Consider the following 22,689-nt stretch of genomic DNA (forward strand, 5'->3'; position numbering starts at 1 on the left):
CCAATGCAAACACGCGACCGGAGCTGTCCTTTCTCGCGGTGCTCGGCGAGCGCATCGTCGGCACGGTGATGGGAGGCTACGACGGGCACCGTGGCTGGCTGTATTCGCTTGCGGTCGATGAATCGCTGCGCCGTCACGGTATCGGCACGCGTCTGGTCGCGCATGTCGAACACGCGTTGACCGGGCTCGGCTGTCCGAAGCTGAATCTGCAGGTGCTGTCCACGAAGGCCGAAGTCCGCGCGTTTTACGAGGCGCTCGGTTATCGCGCCGATGCGGTGATCAGTCTCGGCAAGCGCCTTGACGCGTTGGCGGATCCGGTGCCGGCCGGCTGATCGGTCGCACGCCTGAATGGAAAAGAGAAGGCCGCATGTGCGTTTTCGCGCATGCGGCCTTGTTTCATCGGTACGGCTGATTGATTCAGCGTGGCTTATTCACCCAAATAAGCCGCACGCACCTTCGGATCATCGAGCATCTGCTTCGCGTCGCCGGACATCGTGACCAGACCCGAGTCCATCACATAGCCGCGATTCGCCGCTTGCAGCGCGAGCCGCGCGTTCTGCTCGACCAGCAGCACGGTCATGCCTTCGGCCGAAATCGACCGCACCACTTCGAAGATCTTCTCCACCATGATCGGCGACAGCCCCATCGACGGTTCGTCCAGCAGCAACAGCTTGGGACGCGAGATGATCGCGCGCGCCATCGCCAGCATCTGCTGTTCGCCGCCCGACAGCGTGCCCGCGTATTGCGTCGCGCGTTCCTTCAGGCGCGGGAAGAAGCCGAACATGCGATCGACGTCCGACTTGATGCCGTCCGTGTCCGTACGCAGATAGGCACCCATCTGCATGTTCTCGACGATCGACATGCGCGCGAAGATGCCACGGCCTTCCGGCACCATCGCCAGACCGCGCTTGAGCAGTTCGTGCGCCGGGACGCCCTTGATCGACTGGCCCATGTACTCGATGTCGCCCGCCGAGTACGGCTTCAGACCCGTGATCGCCTTCATCGTCGTGGTCTTGCCCGCGCCGTTCGCGCCGATCAGCGTGACCAGCTCGCCCTGCCCGACTTCGAGGTCGATGCCCTTGACTGCCTGGATGCCGCCGTAATTGACCTGCAGGCCCTTGACTTTCAACATTGCTTGCATTGTGGACATCAGTGGACTCCCGCACCCAGATAAGCTTCGATCACCTTCGCATCCTTCTGCACGTCCTGCGGCAAACCTTGCGCAATCACCTTGCCATAGTCGAGCACCGTCATCTGGTTGCACAGACCCATCACGAGTTTCACGTCGTGTTCGATCAGCAGGATCGTCTTGCCGTCCGAGCGGATCTTGTCGAGCAGCTTGGTCAGCTCGACTTTTTCCGTCGCGTTCATGCCGGCCGCCGGTTCGTCGAGCGCAAGCAGCTTCGGATCGGTCGCCAATGCGCGGGCGATTTCCAGACGACGCTGGTGGCCATACGACAGGTTGCGCGACGTGTAGTCCGCGTACTGCGTAATGCCGACGTAGTCGAGCAGCTCGATCGCGCGTTCCTTGATCTCGCGCTCTTCCTGGCGTTCGGCCGGTGTCTGGAACACCGCGCCGAGCAGGCCGTGCCTGGTGCGCACGTGCCGGCCGACCATCACGTTTTCCAGCGCGGTCATGCCGCCGAACAGACGGATGTTCTGGAACGTGCGGGCGATGCCCGCCTTCGCCACCTGGTAGACCGCCGTCGGCGTGTACTCGATGCCGTCGAGCTTGAACTCGCCCGAATCCGGCGTGTACAGACCCGTGATCACGTTGAAGAAAGTCGTCTTGCCGGCGCCGTTCGGGCCGATCAGGCCGTAGATCTGGCCGGATTTGATTTGCAGGCCGACCTCGGACAGCGCCTGCAAGCCGCCGAAGCGCTTGTTGACGCCTTTCACCGACAGGCGGATCTGGTCGCTGCCCACGTTGTTGCTAACGTTATCGCTCATGTGATTTCTCCCCCAGGCCTCAGGCACGCACCGGCTTCTTGCCGCTGCGCTTCGCCAGTTTCGCAATCTTGTCTTCGTGCTTCGGCGACGGCCACAGGCCTTCCGAGCGGTACAGCATGATCACGACCATCGCGAGGCCGTACAGCAACTGACGGATCACTTCGGTATCGACGATTTCGTGGCCGAAGATCATGTTCTGCAGCGGACCCATCGTCGAGCGCAGGAATTCCGGGAACACCGCGAGCAGCACCGCGCCGAGAATCACGCCAGGAATGTGGCCCATCCCGCCGAGCACCACGCACGCCAGCACCACGACCGATTCCCAGAAGGTGAACGACTCCGGCGACACGAAGCCCTGGAACGAACCGAACATCGCGCCCGACAGGCCGCCGAACGACGCGCCCATCGCGAACGCCAGCAGCTTCACATTGCGGGTGTTGATCCCCATCGCCTTGGCGGCGATTTCGTCTTCACGGATCGCGGCCCATGCGCGGCCGATCCGCGAATGCTGCAGGCGCGTGCAGGTCCAGATCACGAGCAGCGCGCACAGCACGAACAGGTAGTAGTACGCGTACACCGACGGGAACTGGAAGCCGAACAGCGAGTGCGTCTGCGCGAGACTGAAACCGTCGACCTGCACCGGATCGATCCCCGTGATCCCCTTCGGGCCGTTGGTGATGTTCACCGGACGGTCGAGGTTGTTCATGAAGATCCGCACGATTTCCCCGAAGCCCAGGGTCACGATCGCGAGATAGTCGCCACGCAGACGCAGGGTCGGCGCACCGAGCACAATCCCGAAGAACGCGGCAAACGCCATCGCGATCGGCACGATGATCCAGATCGGCACGTGCAGGCCATGAGGCGCCAGATGCGCGATCCACTCGAACTGTGTCCCGAGGTGCGGCGAGGACAGCAACGCGGCCGTGTAGGCGCCGATCGCGTAGAACGCGATGTAGCCCAGGTCCAGCAGGCCGCAGAAGCCGACCACCACGTTCAGGCCCAGTGCGAGCATCACGTACAGCATCGCGAAGTCGAGCACGCGGACCCAGTAGTTGCCGCCGGCCGCGCCGATGATCATCGGTGCGGCGATCACGAAGATCGCTGTGATGATGCCGACGATCAGCGTTTTCGTGAGGTTCTTTTCGGGGATGAGCGTCGTCGACGGCTCGATCGGTTGAATTGAGGTCATGTCTGTTTACTCCTTATGGCCCGGGATCAAGCGCGATCCGCAACGCGTTCGCCGAGCAGACCCGACGGACGGAACACCAGCACGATGATCAGCACGATGAATGCGAACACGTCCTGATAGTTACTGCCGAACACACCGCCCGTGAGGTTGCCGATATAGCCGGCGCCCAGCTGTTCGATCAGGCCGAGGATCACGCCGCCCACCATCGCGCCGCCGAGATTGCCGATACCGCCCAGCACCGCCGCGGTAAAGGCTTTCAGGCCGGGGATGAAGCCCATGTAGAAGTGTGCGTTACCGTATTCGGACGCGATCATCACGCCGGCCAGTGCGGCGAGCGCCGAGCCGATCATGAAGGTCGCCGAAATCACGAAGTTCGGGTTCACGCCCATCAGGCTCGCGACGCCCGGGTTCTCGGCGATCGCACGCATCGCGCGGCCGAGCCTGGTCTTGTGCACGAGCAGCAGCAGACCGCCCATCACGAGGAACGCCACCACGATGATCACGATTTCGGTCATCGAGATCACGGCGCCAGGCGTCGTGTCGGTGGCCTTGATCACGTTGATCGGGTCGGTGGGCAACAGCTGCGGGAACGGCAGCGGGTTGCGCGACCAGATCATCATCGCGAGGGTCTGCAGCAGGATCGACACACCGATTGCGGTGATCAGCGGCGCGAGACGTGGCGCCTTGCGCAGCGGCCGGTAGGCCACGCGCTCGATCGTGTAGCCGACCAGCGAGCAGACCACCGCCGCGATGCTCAGCGCGATGATCAGCGTCGGCACGTTGCCGAGGCCGGGGAAGTGGTTCTGCAGCACGCCTATGGCGGAGAGCGCAACCATCGCGCCCACCATCAACACGTCGCCGTGAGCGAAGTTGATGATGCCCAAGATGCCGTAAACCATCGTATAGCCCAGTGCGATGATGGCATAAACGCTGCCAAGCACCAGTCCGTTTAGGATCTGCTGGATGAAGATATCCATTTAATGCTCCTTAGCCCGTGCGACTGGATTCGCGTTCTTCATCAGCCGGTGGGCGGTGATGCGCTACGGAATCTCAACGGCACTGCGGGTACTGATGTAAAAGACCGGTAAGGGTTATCCGCCGCCGGTTCGCCCTGACGACCGGGATGCGGTCGGGGGCTCGCCGTGGACGGATGCAAAAACGGCACCGTTGGGTGGTTTCGGTGCCGTCAGGCTAAACATCCCGTCATCACATCTTCACGACGTCGAGAACTGCTTTCTTGCCGTCCTTGAAGTCGTAAAGCGTAATGGCGCCCTCTTTCAAATCACCCTTGTCGTCGAACGCGATGTGACCGATTACCCCGTTGTAATCGGTCGACGGCATCGCAGCCAGCACCTTGGGCGCCTCGATCGAATTAGCGCGCTTCATTGCATCGACAATCACGTACACAGCGTCATACGTGAACGGCGCGTAAATCTGCACCGGCGTGTGGAAGCGGTCCTCGTACTTCTTTTCGAAGGCCGCTCCCCGGTCCATTTTCGAAAGCGCGAGTCCCGCCTCCGAACAGACCAGGTTTTGCACGGCGGTACCCGCCAGCTCACCCACCTTGTCGGTACACACGCCGTCGCCGCCAAGGATTTTTGCCCTGATACCGAGCGCCGCCGCCTGCTTCGTAAACGGCCCGCCCGTTGCGTCCATGCCGCCGAACATGATCACGTCCGGCTGAACACTCTTGATCTTTGTGAGGATGGCCCGGAAATCCGTGGCCCGGTCGTTCGTCGCTTCCCGCGCGACGACTTTCGCTCCGCTCGCCTCAACGGTCTTCGCGAATTCGTCCGCGAGCCCCTTACCGTAGGCGGTTGCATCGTCCACTATCGCGATGCGTTTGGCGCCCAACGCCTTCGTGGCGTAATTGGCGAGCGCCGGACCTTGTTGCGCGTCGGTGGCGACGACCCGATAGGTCGTCTTGAAACCCTGCTGCGTGTACGCCGGGTTGGTCGACGACGGCGAGATCTGCACGATGCTCGCATCGCTATAGATCTTCGAAGCTGGAATCGACACCCCCGAATTCAGATGCCCGACCACCGCGACCACATGATCGTCGACCAGCTTCTGCGCGACCGCGGTCCCCGCTTTCGGGTCCGCCGCGTCGTCTTGCGCGTCGAGCTGCAACTGGATCTTGCGGCCGTCGATCGTCAAACCCTGTGTATTGATTTCCTCGACCGCCAGACGCGCGCCGTTTTCATTGTCCTTGCCGAGATGTGCGATGCCGCCTGTCAAAGGGGCCGCATGACCGATCTTCACGATAGTCGCTTCACTAGCGGGGGCCACTGCAACCGCGGCCGCCGATGCAGCCGCTGCCGACTCGCCATCCTGCTTCTTGCCGCACGCGGTCAACATCGCAACCGCTGTCGCGATGGACACGGCGTAAGCAAATTTGACTCGCATTAAGTAGGTCTCCTGCGCCTTGCAAAATCCATTGTTCGGGACCTTAAGGCCTTGAGAACGCGCGCATTGTAACTCCAATTTTACGGCTGGCAATATTGTTGAACCGGCAGGGTTTTCCTGCATTGCAACCTTAGTTTGGAGGCAAAATCCGCTAAAAGGAGCAACCTGGTTGCGACTGTTTTTCGTGCATCAGTTGCACCACCGCAGGATCCAATGGCATCAAGTGTTGCGGCGAATCGGTCCGATGCCCGATTGCACCATGCTTCGCGTTAAGTATTACGTTTTCGCCGATATCAAGGATCACGCACTATTTTAGTGCGTCAAAATTCAGCGCAACTGATTTGGCGTCGTAGAAACGGGGACGCATCACTGGGAAATCGATAAAAAACCGGATCACAATTCAAAATAAATTGTGCGCGAGATCACTTAAACCGCTCGAACGCGATGATATGGCACTTTATTTTCCGCGAGCCCGCCGAGTTGCGGGCGTAAAAAAAGCGCGCCCTCGGGCGCGCTTTCCTTTCAACACGGTCCGCGAATTGTCAGGCCGGCAGACCCAGTCCGCGCGGCAGCGGAAACGCGATGTTTTCCTCGATACCGTCGAGCGCGCGCACATTGCGCACCCCGAGATCGCGCAACCGGGCGATCACCGCTTGCGCCAGCACCTCCGGCGCCGAAGCACCGGCCGTTACGCCAATACGGCGCTTGCCCTCGACCCAGACCGGATCGATCTGATCGGGCGAATCCACCATATAGGCAGGCACGCCGAGCTTTTCGGCCAGCTCGCGCAGCCGGTTGGAGTTCGAGCTGTTCGGACTGCCGACCACGATCACGACGTCGCACTGCGGCGCCATGAACTTCACCGCGTCCTGGCGATTCTGCGTGGCGTAGCAGATGTCCTGCTTCTTCGGCTCACGGATGGACGGGTACCTGGCCTTCAACGCGCCGATGATTTCGGCCGCATCGTCGACGGACAGCGTGGTTTGCGTGACGAACGCGATCCGCGACGGATCGGCCAGCTGCAATGCCTGCACGTCTTCGATGTCTTCGACCAGATGCATGCCCTCGCCCGCCTGCCCCATCGTCCCTTCGACTTCCGGGTGGCCCTTGTGGCCGATCATGACGATGTCGAAGCCGTCCTGGCGCATCTTCGCGACTTCGATATGCACCTTGGTCACGAGCGGACAGGTGGCGTCGTACACCCGCAGACCGCGCGACTCGGCCTCCGACCGCACGGCTTTCGACACGCCGTGCGCGCTGAAAATGACCGTATTGCCGGGCGGCACTTCTTCCAGCCGCTCGATAAAGATCGCACCCTTCTTGCGCAAGTCTTCGACCACGTAGGCGTTATGGACGATTTCATGGCGCACGTAGATCGGCGACCCATGCAGCTTGATGGCCCGCTCGACGATCTCGATCGCCCGATCGACGCCGGCGCAAAATCCACGCGGCTGCGCCAGCAGGATCTCGGTTTCGGCAAGAGTCGTATCCGTGATGCTCATGTTTACAGAATCCCGATGATTTTCACTTCAAACGCCAGCGCCTGGCCGGCAAGCGGATGGTTGAAATCGAACAGGGCCGACGTCTCGCCGACTTCTTTTAGAACACCGGCATAGCGCCCGCCGCCCGGCGCGTTGAATTCGACCAGGTCGCCCGGCGAAAAATCCTCGCCGATCATGCTGTTTTCCCGCAGCGTGGCCAGCGACACGCGTTGAATCAGTTCCGGATTGCGGGGACCGAACGCTTGACCCGGGGCTAGCCGAAAGGTCGAATGGTGGCCCACCTTCAAACCCAGCAAAATATCTTCCAGCGGCGGCGCCAGTTGACCGGCGCCAAGCAGCAGCGTGGCCGGCTTGTCGGTAAACGTATTGATGACTTCGGCGCCATCGGCAAGGGAAAGCCGGTAGTGAAGCGTCACGTGTGAACCGGGTTTCACCTCGGAAATGTCGATGATGCTCATGCAGTGCTCGCTCAGTCGAAGCGCGCTGCACGCGTGCGCCGCAGACGACGCGTGTGGCAAACCATCGGGGTGCCGTGCGCAAAGTGACTATTGTAAGCCACATAGCGGGCGGCGGCTTGGGTCACTCGCGCGCATCGCGGCCGGGCCGCAACGTCGCGCTGCGCCACCAACCGGAGCGGAGGATTCTATCTATATGGCCGATTACGTCAGCACAATTGACGATCTACCCGTGGCAGCGGCGTTGCCCGCGCCTCTGCCGCACACCGTCACGGCGGCCGGTGCGCCGGGCCGTCCAGCGCTGCTGCGCGGCAAATGGCATAAAAGCGACATGCCGCGCGAGCGGCTGATCGATCAGGGGCCCGGCGTGCTATCGGATACCGAGATGATCGCGCTGGTGCTCGGCTCAGGCCTGCCCGGCCATGACGTCTTCAGCGTCGCGCGCTCGTTGCTCGAGCGGTTCGGCTCGCTGCGCGCGATGCTCGACGCGACCTACACAGACTTCGACGGCATCCGCGGGATCGGGCCGGCGAAGAAGGCCCAACTGCTCGCGATCATGGAAATGGCGCGCCGCTCGCTGGTCGATAAAATGCGCAGGCGCTCGTTGATGAACTCGCCCGAAGCCGTGGAAAACTATCTGCGCCTGCTGATCGGCGGCCGTCCGCAGGAAGTTTTCGTGTCGCTCTTTCTCGACGCCCGGCACCGGCTGATACGCTGCGAGGAAAGTGCGCAAGGCTCGCTCACGCGCATGGCGGTGTATCCTCGCGAAATCGTGCGGCGCGCGCTGAGCGTGAATGCCGCCAGCCTGATCGTCGCGCATAACCACCCTTCCGGCGCCGTCCAGCCGAGCGCCAGCGACTGCCGCCTGACGCACACGCTGCGCGACGCGTTGGCGCTCATCGACGTACAACTGATCGATCACCTGGTGATCGGCGCCGACAGCGTCTACTCGTTCGCCCGCGCCGGCTGGCCGTGACAGCGCAAGGATCAGGGCCGCGACAGCGGTGCGCCGTGTCCGGGATCGCAAATAAGGTTTGATTTTGCGGCTTTTTTTCCGCTATAATTCCGGTTTGCCTATTTCCAACCCCCTGTTCCGAAGCCATCAAGGCGTTCCGGAAAGGCCAAGCAACTCTAGTTCAAGAACGTAATCAAGAACTTCAGCACGGCTCTTTTCGGGAAACTTTCACGGCGTTCGAACTCAGAATTAGCGTATTAGGAGTGCTCTCATGGCACGCGTATGCCAAGTAACTGGGAAAGCGCCGATGAGCGGCAACAACGTTTCCCACGCGAACAACAAAACCAAGCGCCGGTTCCTGCCGAACCTGCAAAACCGCCGCATTTGGGTGGAAAGCGAAAACCGTTGGGTGCGTCTGCGCGTTTCGAACGCCGGCCTGCGCCTGATCGACAAGAACGGTATCGACGCTGTGCTCGCAGATCTGCGCGCACGCGGTGAAGCCTAAGGAGTAAATCATGGCGAAAGGCGCACGCGACAAGATCAAGCTGGAATCGACCGCAGGCACGGGTCACTTCTACACGACGACGAAGAACAAACGCAACATGCCGGAAAAGATGCTGATCAAGAAATTTGATCCGGTCGTCCGTAAGCACGTTGAGTACAAGGAAACCAAGATTAAGTAAATCTTGGCTCCTGCCTGACGAAGGCAAAAACATGCAGAAAAGCCTCGCATTCGTGCGAGGCTTTTTTGTTTTCCGGGCGTCGTTGTTGCGTCACCTCCACGTTGTTTATTCACTCGTCGCTCACGCGAATAGTCTTATCCCGTTTGGCCAGCTTTCGCTCGTCCGTCGCCGCGCGTATCCTTGCTTGTTTTAGCGGCGCGCGGATGCGCGCCGTCATGGCAAAACGAAAGACGGAGATGTAGGCAATGGAATTCGATGTGGCGATTGTCGGTAGCGGTCTGGCTGGTTTGAGCGTTGCGCTCAATCTTGCGGAGACCCGGCGGGTTGCAGTGGTCGCCAAGCGATCGATGACCGAAGGCGCAAGCGACTGGGCGCAAGGCGGCATCGCCGCGGTACTGGATTCGGCGGACAGCATCGAAAATCACGTGCGCGACACGCTGATCGCCGGCGGCGGCCTGTGCGACGAGGCCGCGACGCGCTTTATCGTCGAGCATGGGCGTGCCGCGATCGAATGGCTGATCGAGCAAGGCGTGCCGTTCACCAAAGACGACGCAGCCGAACTCGGCTTTCATCTGACGCGCGAAGGCGGCCATAGTCATCGGCGGATCATTCATGCCGCGGATGCGACCGGCCACGCAGTAGTCGCCACACTCAGCGAACGGGTGCGCTGCCACCCGAATATCACGCTGCTCGAAGATCACTACGCGATCGACCTGATCACGTCGGACCGGCTCGGCTTGCCAGGCCGCCGTTGTCACGGTCTGTACGCGCTCGATCTGCAAAGCGGCCGTACCGTGACGATTGAAGCAGCGCATACGGTGCTCGCCACCGGCGGCGCCGGCAAGGTCTATCTCTACACCACCAATCCTGACACCGCGACCGGCGACGGCATCGCGATGGCGTGGCGGGCCGGCTGCCGCGTGTCGAATATGGAATTCATCCAGTTCCATCCGACCTGCCTGTTCCATCCGTACGCGAAGTCGTTTCTGATCTCGGAAGCGGTGCGCGGCGAAGGCGGCATCCTGAAGTTGCCGGACGGCACGCGCTTCATGCCGAACCACGACGAGCGCGCCGAACTCGCGCCACGCGACATCGTCGCGCGGGCGATCGATTTCGAAATCAAGAAGCGCGGCATCGACTGCGTGTACCTCGACATCAGCCATCAACCGCCCGAATTCCTGCGCGAACATTTCCCGACGATTCTGGCTCGCTGCCTGGAATTCGGCATCGACATCACCAAGGAACCGATCCCGGTCGTGCCGGCCGCGCACTACACGTGTGGCGGCGTTGTGACCGATCTGGCGGGCCGCACCGATCTCGCGGGCCTCTATGCTGTTGGCGAGACGTCCTGCACCGGCCTGCACGGCGCGAACCGGCTTGCCAGCAACTCGCTGCTCGAGTGTCTCGTGATTGGACGCTCCGCCGCGCAAGCCATCGAGGCAGAAGGTTTCAGCGCCGCCGTCCATGCGCCGCTGCCGGATTGGGACGAAAGCCGCGTGTCCGATCCCGACGAAGAAGTGGTGGTCGCGCACAACTGGGACGAACTGCGCCGGCTGATGTGGAATTACGTCGGCATCGTGCGCACCGACAAACGGCTGGCGCGCGCGAAGCACCGGCTTGCGCTGCTGCGTGACGAGATCCACGAGTATTACGCGAACTTCAAGGTCAGCCGCGATCTGCTCGAACTGCGCAATCTGGTCGACGTCGCATCGTTGATCGTCGAGGGTGCGCGCTCACGGCGTGAGAGCCGTGGCCTGCACTTCAGCCGCGACTGGCCGGCAACTTTGCCCAAAGCGCTGCCGACGGTTCTGTCGCCGGAGCACGTGCGTAATCGCAACGTGTGACTGTGTCGAGCTGAATCAAACGAAAAGGCCATCGCCGAAGTGATCCGGCGATGGCCATTGTCATTGATCGCTACCGCCACAGCGCTTGCGTCAAACGATCCGCATCGAGTAATCCGTGGCGCGTACGTCTTTGGTCAGCGCCCCGAGCGAGACGCGATCGACGCCCGTTTCCGCGATCGTCCGCACGGTCTCGAAGTTCACGCCGCCGGACACCTCCAGCACCGCGCGCCCCGCTGTGATACGTACCGCGTCGCGCATCGCATCAAACGAAAAGTTGTCCAGCAGAATGGATTGCGCGCGATGAGCTAGCGCGGTTTCCAGTTGCTCGAGCGTCTCGACCTCGATCTGGATCGACACGCCCGCATTCAACGCGAGCGCCGCGTCCATTGCCGCACCCACGCCGCCCGCGGCGGCAATGTGGTTTTCCTTGATGAGAATGCCGTCGTACAACGCGAGCCGTTGATTCGCCCCGCCACCCACGCGCACCGCGTACTTCTGCGCCAGCCGCAAGCCCGGCAAGGTCTTGCGCGTGTCGAGAATGCGCGTGCGCGTATGAGCGATCGCGTCGACATAGCGGCGCGTTGCGCTCGCCACGCCCGATAGCAATTGCAGGAAGTTCAGCGCGTTGCGCTCCGCGGTCAACAGCGCGCGAACCGGTCCGCGCATTTCACAGACCGGCGTGTCCGCGGCCATCCGATCCCCCTCGCGGTAACGCCATTGCACGTCGATGCGCGGATCGACCTGAAGCATCACCGCGTTGAACCACGGCACGCCGCACAGCACCGCATCCTCGCGCACGATGACGCGCGCGTCGCGCACGTCGTCGGCGGGAACAAGGCGGCCTGTCTGATCGCCCGCACCGACATCTTCGGCGAGCGCATCGGCGACGTTGCGTGCCAACGCAGCATCGAACGCCGCGCCGTACTGCGCGTGAATCTCAGCGAACAGCGGCGACACCGCGTCGATCTGATTGCGCTCAACTTCCCCTTCAACCGCCCCCATCACGCCGCCCCCACGTTCGAATACAGTTGCGCGTCACGCGCAAGATCGCCGCTCGCCTGCACGCGCTTCTTGTGACGCGCGGCAAAGTCCAGCATCCGGTCGATCGGCCGACGCGCCCGCTCGCCGATCGCACGATCGACGAAGATTTCGTTGTGGCCGCGCTCCAGCACGTCGGCCAGATTCGCGAGGCCGTTCATGGCCATCCACGGACAGTGCGCGCAGCTCTTGCAGGTCGCGCTGTTGCCCGCCGTCGGCGCGGCAATCAGCGTCTTGCCAGGTGCCGCGAGCTGCATCTTGTGCAGGATGCCGAGATCGGTCGCCACGATGAAATGCGTTGCGTCGAGCTTTTGCGCGGCGTCGATCAGTTGGGTGGTCGAGCCGACCACGTCCGCTTGCGCGACCACGTTCGCCGGCGATTCCGGATGCACGAGCACTTTCGCGCCCGGATATTCGGCGCGCAACAAATCGAGCTCGATGCCTTTGAACTCGTCGTGCACGAGACACGAGCCCTGCCACAGCAGCATGTCCGCGCCGGTCTTGCTCTGGATATAGCTGCCGAGATGCCGGTCCGGCGCCCAGATGATCTTTTCGCCGCGCGCGTGCAGATCGGCGACGATCTCCAGCCCGATCGACGACGTCACCATCCAGTCCGCGCGCGCCTTGACCGCCGCGCTAGTGTTCGCATACACGACCACCGTGCGATCCGGGTGCGCGTCGCAAAAGGCCGAGAATTCGTCCACCGGGCAGCCAAGATCGAGCGAACAAGTCGCGTCGAGATCCGGCATCAAAATGCGCTTGTCCGGACTGAGGATTTTCGCGGTCTCGCCCATGAAGCGCACACCTGCCACCACCAGCGTTTGGGCGGCGTGATCGCGCCCGAAACGCGCCATTTCCAGCGAATCGGCCACGCAGCCGCCGGTTTCATCGGCAAGCTCCTGCAATTCCGCGTCGACATAATAGTGCGCGACAAGCACGGCTTTTTCGCGCTCGAGCAATGCGCGGATGCGCGCCTTCAGCGCCACCTTCTCTTCCGCCGACGGCATGTCGGGGACCTTCGCCCACGCCTGCCCGATCCCGCAGGTCGTGCCCTGCGCTTGCGGCCGATCGTACTCGACCGTCCTGATCGTCTGCTGATCCATGATCTCCTCTGCCTTCGCTCTGCCGCCGCGGACCGTCAATCTCGTATCGTTGCAGTTTCCGCGGCCCAAAAAGCAAAACCCCGCCAACGCGGGGTTTTGTGACGTAACGAAATTTTAATGGATTTCGCGATCAAGCATAACGACGTAGTCGCATCGCAAAATCCTGCAGCGCTTTGATACCGCTCTGCTCGGCGCGATGGCACCAGTCCTGCAACTGGATCAGCAACTGATCGCGCGACGCGTTGGAGCGCTCCCACATGGCCGCGAGTTCATTGCGCATGTCGATGTAGGTCTTGAGCTTCTGGCTGTTCGCGAAAATCTGCGGCAACAGACGCTTCTGCGGCTCGTCCAGCCCCGCTTCTTCTTTATGGAACCAGGTGCGGGCACCGCGCATGACCTGATACTTTTCGCGCGCGCCGACTTCCTTCAAATGCGCGAGCTCCTGACGATATGCGCGCTTGAGCGCCTTGCCGTAGCGGGCCATCACTTCGTAGCGGTTGGCCAGCACGGCTTGCAGCGTATCCTGATCGAGCACCAGCTTGCCGGTGGTCAGACGCGGCGTAGGCGCGACCTTCTTCACCTTGGCCAGACGGAACGCCGACATGATGCGGATGTACATCCAGCCGATATCGAACTCGTACCATTTGTTCGACAACTTGGCCGACGTCGCATACGTATGATGATTGTTATGCAGCTCTTCACCGCCGATGATGATGCCCCACGGGAAGATGTTGGTGCTCGCATCCGACGAGTTGAAGTTGCGATAGCCCCAGAAGTGCGCGAGGCCGTTGACCACACCAGCGGCCCAGAACGGAATCCACACCATTTGCACGGCCCAGATCGTCAGACCGACGACGCCGAACAGCGCGACGTTCAGCACCATCATCAGGCTCACGCCGAGGATCGGGTACTTGGTGTACACGTTGCGTTCCATCCAGTCGTTCGGCGTGCCGTGACTGAACTTGCGCATCGTTTCTTCGTTTTTCGCTTCGGTGCGATACAGTTCCGCGCCTTCGAGCAGCACCTTCCAGATGCCGCGCGTTTGCGGGCTGTGCGGATCTTCTTCGGTTTCGCACTTGGCGTGATGCTTGCGGTGTATCGCGGCCCATTGGCCGGTCAGCATGCCGGTGGTCATCCACAGCCAGAAGCGGAAAAAATGACTGGCGATCGGGTGCAGTTCCAGCGCGCGGTGCGCCTGGCAACGGTGCAGATAGACCGTCACTCCGATAATCGTAATGTGCGTCACGACCAGCGTATACACGACGAGTTGCCACCACGAGAAGTGCAACAGGCCGTGGGCAAGGAAAGCGAGCAAAGAATTCAACAAGGCAATTTACCTGTGGAACGAGAGACACGAGACACACGCGAAATGCGCGTGTCAAGAAAGTGAAAGCATACAGCGGGATTGGACGACATTCTACTCGAAGCGTTCCAAGTGTTTGTAACAAATAGGGATTTTTTGTGCGGTATCAAGAGAAGCAAGCCCGCCGGAGCTAAATTTAGTTCTGCCGGCGGGCTCCAGGTACCCGTCAGCGGGCGCTCTCCGCCTGACTGACCGCCGGAGCGGTCATTGTTACCGGATTCAGCATCGCGTCGGCCGCATTGCCGACGATCCGCACTTCGCGTTGCGCGAAGGGAATCGAAATGTCGTGCTCGGAGAACAGACGCCAGATATTGCGGTTGACGCTCGAGCGCACGCCCGAGGTTCCGGTTGCCGCGTCCTCGATCCAGAAGCCCAGTTCGAGATTGATGCCGTCCGGGCCGAAGCTCGCCAGATAAGGCGTCGGCGCAGGCTCACGCAGCACCCGCGGAACGTCCTCGGCGGCTCGCGCGAGCAGGCTCATCGCCTGCTCGACGTCGGACGCGTACGCGACCTGCACCGCCGCCTTCGCATAGCCGCGCGTCAGGTACGACGACTGATTCTGCACCACGTCAGTAATCAGCTTTTCATTCGGAATCAGCGTCTCGATGCCATCGAGCCCGCGCACCACCGTATAACGCGTGCGGATCTGCGTGACCCTGCCTTGCAGGCCGCTCACGTTGATCGTGTCGCCGATGCGCAGCGACCGGTCGAGCAGGATGATGAAGCCCGACACGTAGTTGCTGGCGATCTTCTGCATGCCGAAGCCTAGCCCGACGCCGAGCGCGCCGCCGAATACGCCCAGCACGGTGATGTCGATGCCGACCAGCGACAGACTGATCAACACCGCCGCCAGCACGAGAGCCGCGCGGCCGACCCGCGCCACCGCCACCTTCAGATTGGCGTCGAGCGTGGTCGAGCGCATCAGGCGGTCTTCGAACGCGGAGCCGAGCCACATCGCGACGATCATCGTGACGCCCACCCACAGCAGGCCCGTGATCAGCGAAAGCAGCGTCATGTGCGCGTTGGCGATCCGGAACTGGACGCTGCCCATCCACGCGATCACGTCGTCCTGAATGCCCATCACGGTGAGCACCATGCCGACCCAGACGACCAGCGAGACGATCTTCTCGACGAGGAACAGCCACGGATGAATCTCGCCGTCCCGGCTGAAAACCCGTCGCGCGAAGAAAAACACGATGTAAATCAAGCCGATGCCGAACAGCGGCACCAGCGCCAGATCCAGCAGCGACGTGTGCATGAACTGCCCGGCGATCGCCCGGGCAAGCCATACGAGCGCCGCGCCGATCAGCGGAAAGGACGCCCGGTTCAGGCTCTCGGCGCCAAAGCGCAAGGTTTGAGAGCGCGTCGGCTGGCGCTGGTCCAGCCCGCGGCGCAAGACGCGCGCGAGCAGCCACGCAAGCGCGAGCGTCGCGAGCAGGATGCCGACCTGCCACAGCATCACGGGCTGGCCGAAGTCGCGCGCGAGGTCGCCGAACCCGAACATATGAGGAAAAATGGTGTTTCGCATGATGTCGCTGATATCGCCGGAGCGCGCGGTTTCAGCAACGAACCTGCGCGTGCCGGCAAAAAGCCGGTTGCTTAGCTCTGGCGTTCCAGCACGGCCGCGAAGAAGCCGTCGGTTGCGTGGCGGTGCGGCCACAGCGACAGGTAGTCGCCCATTTCCAGATCGATACGCTGCTCGGCCAGCACGTCACGCACGGGCACCAGCGCAAAATCGGGATGATTGGCAAGGAACTGCTGCACCACGGCCTCGTTTTCGGCTTCCAGAATTGAGCAGGTGGCGTAGACGAGACGGCCGCCCTTCTTCACCAGACGCGCCGCGCTCGCCAGAATCGACGCCTGCTTCGGCGCCAGTTCTGCGACCGATTCCGGCGACTGGCGCCACTTCAGGTCGGGGTTGCGGCGCAGCGTGCCCAAACCGCTGCACGGCGCATCGACCAGCACGCGGTCGATCTTGCCGGCCAGGCGCTTGATCTTCGCGTCGTGTTCGCTGTCGATCAACACCGGATTCACGTTCGACAGCCCGCTGCGCGCCAGGCGCGGGTTGAGCTTGGCCAGACGCCGCTCGGAAATGTCGAACGCGTACAGACGCCCGGTGGAGCGCATCGCCGCGCCCAGCGCCAGCGTCTTGCCGCCCGCGCCCGCGCAGAAGTCGACGATCATCTCGCCACGCTTGGGCGCGACCAGCGAGCACAGCAACTGGCTGCCTTCGTCCTGCACTTCGAGCCAGCCGTGCTGGAACGCGTCGAGCTTGGTGAGCGGCGGCTTGCCGACCACGCGCACGCCGAACGGCGCGAACGGCGTCGCGCCGGCTTCGATGCCGGCCTTCGACAGCGCGTTCAGCACGTCGTCGCGGCTCGCCTTGATCGGGTTCGCGCGCAGATCCAGCGGCGCCGGGTAGTTCAGCGCCGCAGCCAGCTGCGCCAGTTCCGCGGCGTCGAAACGCTTGTCCAGCGCCTGACAAATCCAGTCGGGCAGATTCAGGCGAATCCGCAGCGGCAGGCTTTCCGGGTCGATCATCGAGACGTGCTCGAGCCACTTCGATTCGCTATCCGACACGAACGGCTTGAGCGCCGAGCGCCCCGCCGTCTGCATCAGACCCAGCAAGGCCATGCGCCGCGCCGGGCTGCCCGCGCCGCTTTCGGCGAGGTGGGCGAATTCCATCCGGCGGCGCAACACGGCGAACACCGCCTCGGCGATCACGCCGCGCTCGCCGTGTCCGAGCTTCGGATGGGCGCGGAAAAAGCGGCTGGTGGTGGCGTCGGCGGGGCCGTTGAGTTTCAGGACTTCAGCCAGCAAAGTCTCGGTTTGTCCAATCAAAAAACCATGCAATCTCATACGCCCTCTCCGGCGGTGTGACCGGCAAAGAGCCATTGCGGCTCCGGCGGCGTAAGCGTGACGCGCAGGCCGTCGAGCGCAAGACGCCCTTCGACGAACCAGCGCACCGCGCGTGGATAAATAATATGTTCGGTTGCCAGCACGCGTTCGGCAAGCGTGGCGGGCGTGTCGCCGGTTTCCACGGGGACCGCCGCCTGCACGACGATCGGCCCGTGATCCAGCTGCGACGTGACAAAATGCACCGACGCGCCGTGCAGCCGCACGCCCGCGTCGAGCGCCTGCTGATGGGTTTTCAGACCCGGAAAGCTCGGCAGCAGCGATGGATGCACGTTCAGCATGCGTCCGGCGTAGTGATCGACGAAACCTGGCGTGAGCACCCGCATGAAGCCGGCGAGCACCACCAGATCCGGCGCGAAACCGTCGATTTCTTTGGCGAGCGCGGCGTCGAAGCTGTCGCGCCCGGAAAACTGGCGGTGATCGACCACCGCCGTGGCAATGCCGTGCGACGCCGCGAACGCAAGACCCGCGGCATCAGGACGGTTGGCAATCACGGCGGCGACTTGCGCCGGCCAGCCTTCGGCCGAACAGGCGCGAACGATGGCTTCCATGTTGCTTCCCCGCCCCGAAATCAGGATGACGAGTTTTTTCATGCGCGGATTTTATCATTCGGCAACACCTAAACCGCGACGCGAGAGCCGTCTGCTGCGCCGAGCGTTTATAATCGTTTGTTTTGCGGCATCCCGGCCGCCCTACTGCAACCCGCTATCGTGAGAGTCTTCCGCGGTCTTCCCAATGCTGAAAGCCGTGCGCCCTGCGCACTGACCATCGGCAACTTCGACGGTGTCCACCGCGGCCATCAGGCTTTGCTCGCCCATGTGCGCGCGGCCGCCGATGCGCGCGGCCTGCCCGTCTGCGTGATGACCTTCGAGCCGCACCCGCGCGAGTTCTTCAATCCGGCCGGCGCGCCGCCGCGCATCGCGATGCTGCGCGACAAGCTGGAGGCGCTGCGCACCAACGGCGTCGACCGGGTGGTGGTCGAGCACTTCAATCACACTTTCGCGAGCCAGTCGCCGGATGCGTTCGTGGAACGGATCATCGTCAACGGGCTGCACGCGCGCTGGGTGATGATCGGCGACGACTTCCGCTACGGCGCAAAGCGCGCGGGCGACTTTGCGTCACTGAAGGCGGCGGGCCAGCAGTATGGCTTCGAAGTCGAACAGATGGCCACGGTCGCCGATCCGTCGGGCGCGCGCATTTCCAGTTCCGGCGTGCGCGCGGCGCTGGTGGCGGGCGACCTCGACGCGGCGCGCGCCGCGCTGGGCCGCGATTACCTGATCAGCGGCCACGTCGTGCACGGCATGAAGCTCGGCCGCGATCTCGGTTTCCCCACGCTCAATCTGCCGATCGCCCACAAGCGCCCGGCGCTTGCCGGCATTTTCGTCGTGCGCGTGCACGGCGTGGCGGACCAACCGCTGCCGGGTGTCGCAAGCCTCGGCCTGCGCCCCACCGTGGACGACTCCGGCCGCGTGCTGCTCGAAGTGCACCTGCTCGACTGGCACGGCGACGCGTATGGCAAGCTCGTGCGCATCGAATTTCTGAAGAAGCTGCGCGACGAGGAAAAATTCGTCGACCTCGAAACGCTGACCGCCGCCATTGCGCGCGACGTCGCCAATGCGCGCGCGTGGTTCGCGGCCGTCGGCGCCGGCACGCCGGGCAGCCGCTCCACCGGTTTCGCCACCTCGGCCACCGACCGAATTAGATAGCCGCCGCGGTACGGGCGAGCGCTTAAGCGCCGCGTGTACCGTCGCCGCGCGCATCGAAAGGCGTCCGTGGATCACGCGACATGCCTGCCGGGCGCGCCCAACAACGCCCTCGCGCATTGTGCGCAACCCGCGCGCCGCTGCGCATAGAACGAATTCACCGCGACCACATCATGAGCAACAAGAAAGCCGATTCGAAACCGCAGTCACGCTACCCGGTGAACCTGCTCGACACGCCGTTTCCGATGCGCGGCGATCTGCCCAAGCGCGAGCCGCAATGGGTCAAGGACTGGCAGGAACGCAAGGTCTACGAGAAGATCCGCGCCGCCAGCAAGGGCCGTAAGAAGTTCATCCTGCACGACGGCCCGCCGTATGCGAACGGCGACATCCACCTCGGCCACGCGGTGAACAAGATCCTCAAGGACATGATCGTCAAGGCGCGCAATCTGGCGGGCTTCGACGCAGTCTACGTGCCGGGCTGGGACTGCCACGGCATGCCGATCGAAATCCAGATCGAAAAGCAGTTCGGCAAGTCGCTGCCGGCGGCCGAAGTGATGCAGAAGGCGCGTGCCTACGCGACCGAACAGATCGAGAAGCAGAAGGTCGGCTTCCGGCGTCTGGGCGTGCTCGGCGACTGGGACAATCCGTACAGGACGATGAACTTCGCGAACGAAGCCGGCGAAATCCGCGCGCTCGCGAAGATCATGGAAAAGGGCTACGTGTTCCGCGGCCTGAAGCCGGTCAACTGGTGTTTCGACTGCGGCTCGGCTTTGGCTGAAGCGGAAGTCGAGTACAAGGACAAGACCGATCCGACCATCGACGTGCTGTTCGGCTTCGCCGAGCCGGAAAAGACTGCGCAGGCGTTCGGTCTGAAGGCGCTGCCGCGCAACGAAGGTGGCATCGTGATCTGGACCACCACGCCGTGGACCATCCCCGCCAACCAGGCGCTGAACCTGCATCCGGAAATCGTTTATGCGCTGGTCGATACGCCACGCGGCCTGCTGATCCTCGCGCAGGAGCGCGTCGAAGCGTGCCTGAAGCAATACGGGCTGGAAGGCGCGATCGTCGCCACCACGCTGGGCGAGAACCTCGTCAACCTGCGCTTCAACCATCCGCTGGCGTCCGCGCATCCGGCCTACAAGCGCACCGCGCCGGTCTATCTCGGCGACTACGTGACGACCGAATCCGGTACGGGTGTCGTGCACTCGTCGCCGGCGTACGGCGTGGAAGACTTCGTGTCGTGCAAGGCGCACGGCATGGCCGACTCCGACATCATCAATCCGGTGATGGGCGACGGCCGCTACATCGAATCGCTCGCGCTGTTCGGCGGGCTGTCGATCTGGGCGGCCAATCCGCAGATCGTCGAAGCGCTGCAAGGCGCCGGCGCGCTGCTGCGCACCGAGAAGTACACGCACAGCTACATGCACTGCTGGCGCCACAAGACGCCGATCATCTATCGTGCGACGTCGCAATGGTTCGCCGGCATGGACGTGAAGCCGAACGACACCGACAAGACCCTGCGCGAGACCGCGCTCGAAGGCATCGAAAACACCGCGTTCTATCCGGCGTGGGGCAAGCAGCGCCTGTTCAGCATGATCGCCAACCGCCCCGACTGGACGCTGTCGCGCCAGCGCCAATGGGGCGTGCCGATGGCGTTCTTCGTGCACAAGGAAACCGGCGAGCTGCATCCGCGTACCCAGGAATTGCTCGAAGAAGTCGCGCAACGCGTCGAGAAGGCCGGCATCGAAGCGTGGCAAACGCTTGACCCGCGCGAACTGATCGGCGACGACGCCAACATGTACGAGAAGAACCGCGACACGCTCGACGTGTGGTTCGATTCGGGCACCACCCACTGGCACGTTCTGCGCGGCTCGCATAAGGACGAACTGCAATTCCCGGCCGACCTGTATCTGGAAGGCTCGGACCAGCACCGCGGCTGGTTCCACTCGTCGCTGCTGACCGCGTCGATGCTCGACGGCCGCCCGCCGTACAACGCGCTGCTGACCCACGGCTTCACCGTCGACGGCGAAGGCCGCAAGATGAGCAAGTCGCTCGGCAACGGCATCGACCCGCACGAAGTGGCGAACCGCCTCGGCGCGGAAATCATCCGCCTGTGGATCGCGTCGACCGATTACTCAGGCGAACTGGCGATCTCCGAAGAAATCCTGAAGCGCGTCACCGAAAGCTATCGCCGCATCCGCAACACGCTGCGCTTCCTGCTCGCGAATCTGTCGGACTTCGACTTCGCCCAACACGCGCGTCCGGTGGAAGACTGGCTCGAAATCGACCGCTATGCGGTGGCGCTGTCGGCGAACCTGCAAAACGACATCCTTTCGCATTACGAGAAGTACGAGTTCCATCCGGTGGTCGCGAAGCTGCAAACGTTCTGCTCGGAAGACCTTGGCGGCTTCTATCTGGACGTGCTGAAAGACCGTCTCTACACCACCGCGGCGGACTCTGTCGCGCGCCGTTCGGCGCAGACCGCGCTGTATCACATCGCGCACGGTCTGCTGCGCCTGATGGCGCCGTTCCTGTCGTTCACCGCGGAAGAAGCGTGGAAGGTATTTCAGCCGAACAGTGAAACGATCTTCACCGAGACCTATCATGCGTTCCCGGCCGTGCCGAACGCGGGCGAGCTGCTCGACAAATGGACGCTGTTGCGCGCCGCGCGCAGCGACGTGACAAAGGCGCTGGAAGAAGCGCGCGTCGCGAACCTGATCGGCTCGTCGCTGCAGGCGGAAGTCGAAATCCGCGCGAGCGGCGCGCGTTACGACGCGCTCGCGAGCCTCGACGACGACCTGAAGTTCGTGCTGATCACGTCGGCCGCGAACGTCGCCAAGGTCGATAGCGAAGCGGAAGAAGGCGTCGAAGTCATCGCCTCGAAGTACCTGAAGTGCGAACGCTGCTGGCACTATCGCGCGGACGTCGGCGCGAACGCGGAGCACCCCACGCTGTGCGGCCGCTGCTTCAGCAACCTGTTCGGCAACGGCGAAACGAGGAGCGCGGCATAATGGCGAGAACCGTGTCGAAAACGTCCACCGGAAGCAGTTCGCTGGCGCCCTGGCTGGGCATCGCGCTGATCGTCATCCTGTTCGACCAGTTGACGAAAATCGCGGTGCAGAAGGTGTTCGCCTACGGTGTTCCGCATGAGGTCACGCCGTTTTTCAACCTGGTACTGGTGTACAACCGCGGCGCGGCATTCAGCTTCCTCGCGATGGCGGGCGGCTGGCAACGTTGGGCGTTCACCGCGCTCGGCGTGGTCGCCGCACTGGTGATCTGCTATCTGCTCAAGCGTCACGGCGGCCAGAAGATGTTCTGCACGGCGCTCTCGCTGATTCTGGGCGGCGCGCTCGGTAATGTGATCGACCGGCTCGCATATGGCCACGTGATCGACTTCCTCGATTTCCACGTGCGCGCGTGGCACTGGCCGGCGTTCAATCTCGCCGACAGCGCGATCACGATCGGCGCGATCCTGCTCGTGGTCGACGAGTTGCGGCGCGTGCGCCGCACACGCTAACGTCACGGACGCGAGGCGCCGACGTCCGCGCTTCGCGTCCGGTTTGAAAGGCGCGGCGGCGGGGG

The 22,689-nt window shown here is 62.9% G+C and carries 20 protein-coding genes and 1 pseudogene; 8 read left to right on the forward strand and 13 right to left on the reverse strand.

The window, feature by feature from the left end:
- Positions 1–11: 11 nt before the first annotated feature.
- Positions 12–332, forward strand: a pseudogene (locus HV744_RS25255) (GNAT family acetyltransferase); the annotation flags it as partial.
- Between the two features lie 95 nt (positions 333–427).
- Here the strand turns inward: HV744_RS25255 and HV744_RS25260 are convergent.
- From HV744_RS25260 to HV744_RS25290, 7 genes are all read right to left on the reverse strand, one after another.
- Positions 428–1,132: an ABC transporter ATP-binding protein gene (locus HV744_RS25260; protein ID WP_425497828.1), complete on the reverse strand. Its 705-nt coding sequence runs from the start codon at positions 1,130–1,132 to the stop codon at positions 428–430.
- A gap of 17 nt (positions 1,133–1,149) precedes the next feature.
- A complete protein-coding gene (locus HV744_RS25265; RefSeq protein WP_175152109.1) occupies positions 1,150–1,950 on the reverse strand; it encodes an ABC transporter ATP-binding protein in 801 nt (266 codons plus the stop codon).
- 19 nt (positions 1,951–1,969) lie between these two features.
- Complete coding sequence (locus HV744_RS25270) at positions 1,970–3,139, reverse strand: ABC transporter permease subunit (protein ID WP_175152110.1); 1,170 nt, start codon at positions 3,137–3,139, stop codon at positions 1,970–1,972.
- A 26-nt stretch (positions 3,140–3,165) separates the two neighbouring features.
- Complete coding sequence (locus HV744_RS25275) at positions 3,166–4,116, reverse strand: branched-chain amino acid ABC transporter permease (protein WP_175152111.1); 951 nt, start codon at positions 4,114–4,116, stop codon at positions 3,166–3,168.
- Between the two features lie 229 nt (positions 4,117–4,345).
- Positions 4,346–5,545, reverse strand: coding sequence for a branched-chain amino acid ABC transporter substrate-binding protein (locus tag HV744_RS25280; RefSeq protein WP_175152112.1), 1,200 nt, complete (start codon positions 5,543–5,545; stop codon positions 4,346–4,348).
- Positions 5,546–6,087: 542 nt separating this feature from the next.
- Positions 6,088–7,047 (reverse strand): 4-hydroxy-3-methylbut-2-enyl diphosphate reductase, encoded by a 960-nt coding sequence (gene ispH / locus HV744_RS25285; RefSeq protein WP_175152113.1) that lies wholly within the window; start codon positions 7,045–7,047, stop codon positions 6,088–6,090.
- Positions 7,048–7,049: 2 nt separating this feature from the next.
- A complete protein-coding gene (locus HV744_RS25290) occupies positions 7,050–7,505 on the reverse strand; it encodes an FKBP-type peptidyl-prolyl cis-trans isomerase (RefSeq protein WP_175152114.1) in 456 nt (151 codons plus the stop codon).
- Positions 7,506–7,698: 193 nt separating this feature from the next.
- On the opposite strand from HV744_RS25290, the gene radC reads away from it, so the two are divergent.
- The 4 genes from radC (at position 7,699) to nadB (ending at position 10,984) form a co-directional block, all read left to right on the forward strand.
- The gene (gene radC, locus HV744_RS25295) at positions 7,699–8,478 is read left to right on the forward strand and encodes a RadC family protein (RefSeq protein ID WP_175152115.1); all 780 of its coding nucleotides are present in this window, start codon (positions 7,699–7,701) and stop codon (positions 8,476–8,478) included.
- Between the two features lie 250 nt (positions 8,479–8,728).
- Positions 8,729–8,962 (forward strand): 50S ribosomal protein L28, encoded by a 234-nt coding sequence (rpmB, locus tag HV744_RS25300; protein WP_007180631.1) that lies wholly within the window; start codon positions 8,729–8,731, stop codon positions 8,960–8,962.
- A gap of 10 nt (positions 8,963–8,972) precedes the next feature.
- Positions 8,973–9,140 carry a 50S ribosomal protein L33 gene (rpmG, locus tag HV744_RS25305; protein WP_007180630.1) on the forward strand — a complete coding sequence of 56 codons (168 nt, stop codon included), beginning with the start codon at positions 8,973–8,975 and terminating at the stop codon, positions 9,138–9,140.
- 245 nt (positions 9,141–9,385) lie between these two features.
- The gene (nadB, locus tag HV744_RS25310; RefSeq protein WP_175152116.1) at positions 9,386–10,984 is read left to right on the forward strand and encodes an L-aspartate oxidase; all 1,599 of its coding nucleotides are present in this window, start codon (positions 9,386–9,388) and stop codon (positions 10,982–10,984) included.
- Between the two features lie 90 nt (positions 10,985–11,074).
- On the opposite strand, the gene nadC is transcribed toward nadB, so the two are convergent.
- From nadC to purN, 6 genes are all read right to left on the reverse strand, one after another.
- Entirely contained in the window at positions 11,075–11,986 is a 912-nt protein-coding gene (gene nadC, locus HV744_RS25315; protein WP_175152179.1) for a carboxylating nicotinate-nucleotide diphosphorylase, read from the reverse strand.
- On the reverse strand, positions 11,986–13,125 hold the full coding sequence (gene nadA, locus HV744_RS25320; RefSeq protein ID WP_175152117.1) for a quinolinate synthase NadA: 1,140 nt from the start codon (positions 13,123–13,125) through the stop codon (positions 11,986–11,988). The genes nadC and nadA overlap by 1 nt, the downstream gene beginning before the upstream one ends.
- A gap of 130 nt (positions 13,126–13,255) precedes the next feature.
- Entirely contained in the window at positions 13,256–14,452 is a 1,197-nt protein-coding gene (locus tag HV744_RS25325; protein ID WP_175152118.1) for a DesA family fatty acid desaturase, read from the reverse strand.
- A gap of 202 nt (positions 14,453–14,654) precedes the next feature.
- Entirely contained in the window at positions 14,655–16,016 is a 1,362-nt protein-coding gene (locus HV744_RS25330; RefSeq protein WP_175152119.1) for a mechanosensitive ion channel family protein, read from the reverse strand.
- Between the two features lie 71 nt (positions 16,017–16,087).
- Positions 16,088–17,347 carry an RsmB/NOP family class I SAM-dependent RNA methyltransferase gene (locus HV744_RS25335; protein ID WP_175152120.1) on the reverse strand — a complete coding sequence of 420 codons (1,260 nt, stop codon included), beginning with the start codon at positions 17,345–17,347 and terminating at the stop codon, positions 16,088–16,090.
- Positions 17,344–17,997 carry a phosphoribosylglycinamide formyltransferase gene (gene purN / locus HV744_RS25340; RefSeq protein WP_175152121.1) on the reverse strand — a complete coding sequence of 218 codons (654 nt, stop codon included), beginning with the start codon at positions 17,995–17,997 and terminating at the stop codon, positions 17,344–17,346. Before purN ends, HV744_RS25335 begins: the two co-directional genes overlap by 4 nt.
- Positions 17,998–18,114: 117 nt before the next feature.
- Between purN and HV744_RS25345 the strand changes: the two genes are divergently transcribed.
- The 3 genes from HV744_RS25345 (at position 18,115) to lspA (ending at position 22,624) form a co-directional block, all read left to right on the forward strand.
- Positions 18,115–19,110: a bifunctional riboflavin kinase/FAD synthetase gene (locus HV744_RS25345; RefSeq protein WP_175152122.1), complete on the forward strand. Its 996-nt coding sequence runs from the start codon at positions 18,115–18,117 to the stop codon at positions 19,108–19,110.
- 170 nt (positions 19,111–19,280) lie between these two features.
- Positions 19,281–22,118 carry an isoleucine--tRNA ligase gene (gene ileS / locus HV744_RS25350; protein WP_175152123.1) on the forward strand — a complete coding sequence of 946 codons (2,838 nt, stop codon included), beginning with the start codon at positions 19,281–19,283 and terminating at the stop codon, positions 22,116–22,118.
- Entirely contained in the window at positions 22,118–22,624 is a 507-nt protein-coding gene (gene lspA, locus HV744_RS25355; protein WP_175152124.1) for a signal peptidase II, read from the forward strand. Before ileS ends, lspA begins: the two co-directional genes overlap by 1 nt.
- The last annotated feature ends 65 nt before the right edge of the window (positions 22,625–22,689 follow it).

Origin of the sequence: Paraburkholderia ultramafica, assembly GCF_902859915.1 — a bacterium.
GTDB classification, from domain to species: domain Bacteria; phylum Pseudomonadota; class Gammaproteobacteria; order Burkholderiales; family Burkholderiaceae; genus Paraburkholderia; species Paraburkholderia ultramafica.